8 protein-coding genes are annotated in these 7,377 nt (G+C 64.8%); 4 read left to right on the forward strand and 4 right to left on the reverse strand.

Annotated features, from left to right (window positions below; genetic code table 11):
• Nucleotides 1-25: 25 nt before the first annotated feature.
• The 4 genes from GNZ21_RS03615 to nrdR are packed head-to-tail and all read left to right on the forward strand — an operon-like array spanning nucleotide 26 to nucleotide 5,631.
• On the forward strand, nucleotides 26-628 hold the full coding sequence (locus GNZ21_RS03615; protein ID WP_157321407.1) for a signal peptidase II: 603 nt from the start codon (nucleotides 26-28) through the stop codon (nucleotides 626-628).
• Nucleotides 625-1,584 (forward strand): RluA family pseudouridine synthase, encoded by a 960-nt coding sequence (locus tag GNZ21_RS03620; protein WP_157321408.1) that lies wholly within the window; start codon nucleotides 625-627, stop codon nucleotides 1,582-1,584. Before GNZ21_RS03615 ends, GNZ21_RS03620 begins: the two co-directional genes overlap by 4 nt.
• A gap of 9 nt (nucleotides 1,585-1,593) precedes the next feature.
• Nucleotides 1,594-5,121, forward strand: a complete 3,528-nt coding sequence (gene dnaE / locus GNZ21_RS03625) for a DNA polymerase III subunit alpha (RefSeq protein WP_157321409.1) — start codon at nucleotides 1,594-1,596, stop codon at nucleotides 5,119-5,121.
• Nucleotides 5,122-5,130: 9 nt separating this feature from the next.
• Nucleotides 5,131-5,631, forward strand: coding sequence for a transcriptional regulator NrdR (gene nrdR, locus GNZ21_RS03630; RefSeq protein WP_157321410.1), 501 nt, complete (start codon nucleotides 5,131-5,133; stop codon nucleotides 5,629-5,631).
• Nucleotides 5,632-5,721: 90 nt separating this feature from the next.
• On the opposite strand, the gene GNZ21_RS03635 is transcribed toward nrdR, so the two are convergent.
• Genes GNZ21_RS03635 through GNZ21_RS03645 form a run of 4 tightly spaced genes read right to left on the reverse strand, consistent with a single transcriptional unit; the run spans nucleotide 5,722 to nucleotide 7,305 of the window.
• Nucleotides 5,722-6,246 (reverse strand): hypothetical protein, encoded by a 525-nt coding sequence (locus tag GNZ21_RS03635; RefSeq protein ID WP_157321411.1) that lies wholly within the window; start codon nucleotides 6,244-6,246, stop codon nucleotides 5,722-5,724.
• Entirely contained in the window at nucleotides 6,194-6,805 is a 612-nt protein-coding gene (locus GNZ21_RS03640; protein WP_157321412.1) for a hypothetical protein, read from the reverse strand. The genes GNZ21_RS03635 and GNZ21_RS03640 overlap by 53 nt, the downstream gene beginning before the upstream one ends.
• Nucleotides 6,802-6,948, reverse strand: a complete 147-nt coding sequence (locus GNZ21_RS15835; RefSeq protein WP_229659419.1) for a hypothetical protein — start codon at nucleotides 6,946-6,948, stop codon at nucleotides 6,802-6,804. The genes GNZ21_RS03640 and GNZ21_RS15835 overlap by 4 nt, the downstream gene beginning before the upstream one ends.
• A 21-nt stretch (nucleotides 6,949-6,969) precedes the next feature.
• Nucleotides 6,970-7,305 (reverse strand): signal peptidase I, encoded by a 336-nt coding sequence (locus tag GNZ21_RS03645; protein ID WP_229659418.1) that lies wholly within the window; start codon nucleotides 7,303-7,305, stop codon nucleotides 6,970-6,972.
• Nucleotides 7,306-7,377 lie beyond the last annotated feature (72 nt).

Consider the following 7,377-nt stretch of genomic DNA (forward strand, 5'->3'; position numbering starts at 1 on the left):
TAAATTTGGCCGTAGACTAGAGGGGATGTCAGAAGCCTCTCAAAAACCTAGCCGCAGAACCGCGATCCTCCTGGCTGGAGTGGTCGCGGTTTTTGCGTGGATGCTGGACCAGGGCACCAAGCTCTGGGTGGAACGGACCATGGAGATCGGCCAGCAGATCGATGCGCTGCCGCCGGTGCTCTATTGGCGCTACCACCTCAACCCCGGTGCCGCCTTCTCCATGGGCACCGATCACACCTGGATCTTCACCATCATCCAGACCGTGGTGCTCTGCCTGGGGCTGTACTTCCTGCGCCGGCTCGGCGGCTCCTGGCTGTGGACCCTGGGCCTGGGCGGGCTGATCGGCGGTGTGGCCGGCAACCTCACCGACCGCTACTTCCGCTACCCCTCCCTGGTGGAGGGCAGCTTCCAGGACTTCGGCCAGGGCCATGTGGTGGACATGATCGCGGTGCCGAACTTCGCGATCTTCAATGTGGCTGACAGCTTCATCGTCTGCTCGATCATCGGGATCTGCGCCATGATGCTGTTCGGGCTCAATATCGACGGCACCCGGGAGAAGAAGGCCAAGGACGACGGCGCCGGGGACGGCAGCCCCGACCCCGCCGAGGCACCCACGGAGTCCCCATGACCGAGACCTACCAGGTGCCGCCCCAGCTGGGCGGGCAGCGGGCCGACGCCGTGGTGGCCGGTCTCTGCGCCGCCTCCCGCACTGAGGCCGCCGGCTGGATCGCCGAGGGCCGGATCACCTGGGCCGAGGATCGCAGCCAGCACCATGTGCAGGGCGGCCGGGCCGCCGGGGCTGCGGTGAAGAAGTCGGAGAAGCTGCCCGCCGGTGCCCTGATCACCGTGGACGAACCCGAGCCGGTGGATCCGGCCGAGATCAAGGTGGAAGCTGTGCAGGATATGAGGCTGCTGTACCAGGACGAGGATCTGGTGGCTGTGGACAAGCCGGTGGGCGTGGCCGCCCACCCCTCACCCGGATGGCAGGGGCCCACCGTGATCGGCGGACTGCTGGCAGCGGGGGTGGAGATCGCGACCTCCGGAGCGCAGGAGCGCCGCGGCATTGTGCACCGGCTGGATGTGGGCACCTCCGGGGTGATGGTGGTGGCCAAGACCGAGGGGGCCTACTCGGTGCTCAAGGATGCCTTCCGGGACCGCACCCCGGCCAAGACCTACCATGCGCTGGTCCAGGGGCTGCCAGACCCGCATGAAGGCACTATCGACGCCCCTATCGGCCGGCATCCCGGCCATGATTGGCGCTTCGCGGTGATCGACGGCGGCCGCGAGGCCCGTACCCACTACCGGCTACTGGAGGCCTACGGGCGGGCCAGCCTGATGGACATCAGCCTGGAGACCGGACGCACGCACCAGATCCGGGTGCATTTCTCAGCCCTGGGCCATCCCTGTGCCGGGGACCTGACCTACGGGGCGGATCCCACCCTGGCAGCAGAGCTGGGCCTGACCCGGCAGTGGCTGCACGCCGTTGAACTTGGCATCGACCACCCGATCACCGGGGAACGGCTGAGCATCCGCAGTGACTACCCCGCAGACTTATCCGAGGCGCTGAGCATCCTGGAGAGCTAGGAGGAACCTATGGCCGAGAATTTCGTCCACCTGCACAACCACACCGAATACTCCATGCTCGATGGCGCGGCCAAGATCGATGAGCTCTTCGCCGAGACCAAGCGCCTGGGCATGGACTCGATCGCGATGACCGATCACGGGTTCCTCTTCGGCGCCTATGAGTTCTGGAAGAAGGCCCAGGACTATGACATCCGGCCGATCATCGGCCTGGAGGCCTACCTGACCCCCGGCACCCACCGCACGGATAAGACCCGGGTGCGTTTCGGCGACGGGATCGACGACGTCTCCGGCACCGGCGCCTACACCCATATGACCATGTGGGCCTCCACCACCGAGGGCATGCACAACCTCTTCCGGCTGGGCTCCAGGGCCTCCATGGAGGGCCACTTCTATAAGCCCCGGGCCGACCGCGAACTGCTCAGCCAATACGGCAAAGGCCTCATCGCCACCACCGGATGCCCCTCCGGGGAGGTCCAGACCCGGCTGCGCCAGGGCCAGTATCAGGAGGCCAAGCAGGCCGTCAGCGACTTCCGCGACATCTTCGGCGCGGAAAACTTCTTCTGCGAGATTATGGACCACGGCAATGAGATCGAACGCCGCACCAAGGCGGATCTGCTGCGCCTGGCCAAAGAGATGAACCTGCCTCTGGTGGCCACCAATGACCTCCACTACACCCATGAGCATGATGCGCACACCCACAGCGCCCTGCTGTGCCTGCAGACCGCTGCCACCCTAGATGACCCCAAACGGTTCAAGTTCGAGGGCGAGGGCTACTACCTGAAGTCCCCGGCGGCGATGCGCGAGCTCTTCCGCGAGTTCCCGGAGGCCTGCGACAACACCCTGGCCATCGCCGAGCGCTGCGAGGTGGAGTTCAACCTCGATGCCTCCTATATGCCGCGCTTCCCGGTCCCGGAGGGTGAGACTGAGGAGTCCTGGTTCATCAAGGAGGTGCAGAAGGGCCTGCACTACCGCTACCCGGACGGCATCCCCGATGAGGTCCAGGAACAGGCCCAGTATGAGATCGGGGTCATCACCCAGATGGGCTTCCCCGGCTACTTCCTGGTGGTGGCCGACTTCATCAACTGGGCCAAGGAGAACGGCATCCGGGTGGGCCCGGGCCGCGGCTCCGGGGCCGGCTCCATGGTGGCCTACGCCATGCGCATCACCGACCTGGACCCGCTGCAGCACGGGCTGATCTTTGAGCGCTTCCTCAACCCGGACCGGGTCTCCATGCCGGACTTCGACGTGGATTTTGACGACCGTCGCCGCTCCGAGGTCATCGACTACGTGGTCAAGAAGTACGGGGACGAACGCGTGGCGATGATCGCCACCTACGGGACCATCAAGTCCAAGCAGGCCCTGAAGGACTCCGCCCGGGTGATGGGCGAACCTTTCCAGACCGGGGAGACCCTCACCAAGGCCATGCCCCCGGACCAGCAGGGCAAGCCGATGCCGCTGTCGGACATCTATGACAAGAACTCCAAGCGCTACGCCGAGGCCGGGGAGTTCCGTGAGACGGTGGATGCTGACCCCCGGCTGAAGGAGATCTTCGGCCTGGCCGAGGGCCTGGAGGGCCTGAAGCGGCAGTGGGGAGTCCACGCCGCCGGGGTGATCATGTCCTCCGACCCGCTGATCGACGTCATCCCGCTGATGCGCCGCGAGCAGGACGGCGCCATCATCACCCAGTTCGACTACCCCACCTGTGAAACCCTGGGCCTGATCAAGATGGACTTCCTGGGGCTGCGCAACCTCACCATCATCTCCGACGCCCTGGAGAATGTGCAGCAGAACAAGGGGGTTCAGATCGATCTGGAGACCCTGGACCTCGATGACCGGCCCTCCTATGAGCTGCTGGCCAGCGGGAAGACCCTGGGCGTGTTCCAGCTGGACGGCTCAGGACTGCAGTCCCTGCTCAAAGCGATGAAGCCGGATAACTTCGAGGACATCTCTGCAACGATCGCCCTCTACCGGCCCGGTCCGATGGGCGCTGACAGCCATACCAACTACGCCAAGCGCAAGAACGGGCTGCAGCCGGTCACCCCCATCCACCCGGAGCTGGAGGAGCCCCTGGCGGATATCCTGGACACCACCTATGGGCTGATCATCTACCAGGAGCAGGTGATGGCTATTGCCCAGAAGGTCGCCGGGTACAGCCTGGGCCAGGCCGATATTCTGCGCCGGGCCATGGGCAAGAAGAAGAAGTCCGAGCTGGACAAGCAGCAGGTCGGCTTCTTCGAGGGCATGGCCGCCAATGGTTTCTCCCGGGAGGCGGCGCAGAAGCTGTGGGACATCCTGCTGCCCTTCTCCGACTACGCCTTCAACAAGGCGCACTCGGCCGCCTATGGGCTCATCGCTTATTGGACCGCCTACCTGAAGGCCAATTACCCGGCCGAATACATGGCTGCGCTGCTGACCTCTGTGGGTGAGAACCGTGACAAGCTGGCCATGTACCTCTCGGAATGCCGGCGGATGGGCATTACGGTCACCGCCCCCAGCATCAACGATTCCGCACTGACCTTCACCCCGGTCGGCGATGACACGATCCGCTTCGGCATGGGTGCGGTGCGCAATGTGGGGGCCAATGTGGTGGCCGGCATCGTCAACGCCCGGCAGGAGAAGGGCCGCTACGTCTCCTTCGTGGACTTCTTCCAGAAGGTCCCCGCCCAGGTGTGCAATAAGCGCACCATCGATTCGCTGATCAAAGCCGGCGGCTTCGATGAACTCGGCCACACCCGCCGGGCCCTGGTCACCATCCACGAACTGGCCGTGGACCAGGCGGTGAAGCAGAAGAAGGACTCGGAACAGTATGAGACCGATATCTTCGGTGCCTTCGCAGACGGCGACGGCGAGGATGCCGGGTTCGAGGCCATCAAGGTCCCGGAGCTGCCCGAGTACCAGAAGAAGGACAAGCTGAACTTCGAACGTGACATGCTGGGGCTCTACGTCTCAGACCATCCGCTCTCCGGGATGGAACGGACCCTGGCCGCTCATGCGGAGCGCTCGGTGCCCAGCATCCTCAGCGAGGACGGCCCGGCCGATGGCGCCACGGTGACCGTCTGCGGCATGATCACCTCCCTGCAGCGCAAGGTCGCCAAATCAGGCAACCCCTATGCGCGGGCCGAGATCGAGGACCTCGCCGGCTCCATCGAGGTGATGTTCTTCGGCAAGACCTACCAGGCAGTCTCCATGGTGCTGGCCGAGGACCTCATCATTGCCGTGAAGGGCCAGGTGGACCGCCGGGAGGACGGGGCAGTGGTGCTCAAGGCCATGGATGTCACCGTCCCCGAAATCACCGAGGACGGGGTGAGCGGACCGGTGGTGCTCTCGATGCCGGTGCAGAAGGCCACCGAGAAGACCATCACCGAACTCGGCGCCACCCTGCAGGGCCACCGGGGCAAGTCCGAGGTGCATATCAGGCTGCTCACCGGGGAGAAGGTCGAACTGATGCGGCTGGGCAGCCAGTACCAGGTGACCCCCTCTCCAGCGCTCTACGGTGACCTGAAAGTTCTGCTGGGCCCGGCGTGTCTGGAGTCATAAACTTGGAATATGTTCTGCCCCTTTTGCCGCCACGACTCCTCTCGGGTAGTGGATTCCCGCACCCTGGAGGACGGTTCGGGCATTCGGCGCCGCCGCCAGTGCCCCCAGTGCTCCAAACGCTTCACCACTGTGGAGACCACCAGTCTGAGCGTGATCAAACGCTCCGGTGCTGCTGAGCCCTTCGACCGGGCCAAGGTGATCAACGGGGTGCGCAAAGCTTGCCAGGGCCGGCCCGTGACCCCAGATGATCTCGCGGTGCTGGCCCAGGAGGTGGAGGAGACGGTGCGTGCCTCCGGCAATGCCGAGGTGGACGCCAATGATGTGGGCCTGGCCATTTTAGGCCCGCTGCGCCGCCTAGATGTGGTGGCCTATCTGCGCTTTGCCTCCGTGTACCGGGGCTTCGACAATCTGGACGATTTCGAAGCCGCAATCCAGGAGCTGCGCCGCGAGGAGCTGGAACCGGAGGGGGCCGCCGCAAAGGTGGTGCAACCCCGCTTCGGATTCAGGTAGGATAAAACCCGTACCGGCGGTGTGTCTCTTCAGGGGAAGGTTGAGACCACCGCCGGTTTCTTCTTCAGACCGGGTCTAACGGGTCAGGCGCTAACAGTCGCGGCCGGGCAGTTGGAGCCCCCCGCTGCCCGGCGGGCGCAGCGTGAGGAAACGGCTATATGCCCGGACGGGAGCATGTGCCCCCTCACGGACCACAGAATCAACATCCCCCGGGTGGCGCGAGACGTAGAACAACGTGTCAGTCAGCTGGCGTACCTCCCAGCCTGAGTCCCAACTGACCTCCACGTTCTCGGGCCGGCACACCCACTGGTTGAGCGAGACATAGAACCCCCAGGGCATATAGGTCTGTGCTGTAGTCCAGGCCTCCACGGTCAGCGGGAGGTAGTAGTCACCCGCGTTGGGCCCGACTGAGACCTCATAGCTGAAGGTCCCGAACCTCACCGGCGGCACCGGCACATTGACCAGGCACATTTCTGCTTCCACACTCCCGCCGGGCGGGATCGGGGCAGCGTTGGCCTGGGGGCCGCTGGTGCCGCGGATATCCCAGTCCCCTCCGGGCCGGTCAGCATCGGGTTCGAATCCGCCGTTGTCCCAGTCGGTCTCCCACAAGCCCATAGTGGTCGGAGTTGTAGCCGTAGTGATAGTTGGGCTGGCCATCGGTGCCGTAGGGCTCCCATCCCCAGAACGGCGGCTGGGTGGTATCGAAGGTGGCCTCCCACCACAACTCCTGGCTGCTGTTCTCATTGCGCACCTCGAACCGGTAGCAGAAGACCATCCCCGGGGTGTGGTTCTGTGAGTGCGGGGGAAGCACCGGCTCCACATCAGTGCCCGGAGCGGTTTCCGGGACCAGCCCGGCCAGCTCCTCCAGCTCGGCGATGCGCTGGGCATCCTCGTACTGGTTGACCGTCTCGATGAGCGTCTCCTCGTCCAGATGCTCCAGCAGCTGATCGAGGCGCTGCTCAATGTATTCGGGGGTCCACTCCTCCAAGAGGCTTCCGGGGTCAGTGGGCCCGGGGGAGGGAGCCTGGTACTCCAGGTGCACGGTGGCCGATTGGCTGTCTACCCACTGGGCGTCAGTGAGGACAGGAGCCGAAGACAACAGCACTGCAAGACCGGCAGAGGCGAGGGTGCCGGCCACCACTGCGGTGCCCGCCAGGTTCCGGTGCCTGCTCATGCCGGTGGACGCCGCTGTTCGGCTTTTCTGGGCCAGAAGGCCCAGGTGACCAGGGCCGTGGCGGCGATGGTGATGCTGCCCAGCACATAGGGGTTGTTCATCGTGTTCAGGGGCTGGGCCAGTCCCGGCACTGAGAACAGCACCCGCCGGGCCTCGGTGATGCTTTAGGGGTGGGGGTCCTCTGTGGTGTTGGCATCTCCCTGCATGCGGATGATCCGCTCCTGGGCGTGGCTGCCCTCGGTGACGGCGGTGACCCGGTGGGTCACCGGGAGTTCGCCTTCCCGGTCCACGGTGAGGATGTCTCCCACCTGAACCTCGGTGGCTTGGATCTCCTGGACCACGGCCACCGAGCCGGTGGGGATCGTGGGCTCCATGGAGCCGGTCCGGAACATGATCAGCGAGATATTGAGCGTATAGGCCAGGATCACCAGCACCATGCACACCGAGCCTGCCGCGGCGGCCAGCCACAGCAGGGTTTCGGTGATGAATCTGCGGATCATTCGGAGGTTCCTAGTGGTCCGTCTCTGATTTAGCTTGCCATTTCGGTGAGTTTCGCTCGTGCTCGGCGGGTT

It is taken from the genome of Nesterenkonia alkaliphila (genome assembly GCF_009758175.1).
GTDB classification, from domain to species: Bacteria; Actinomycetota; Actinomycetes; order Actinomycetales; family Micrococcaceae; genus Nesterenkonia; species Nesterenkonia alkaliphila.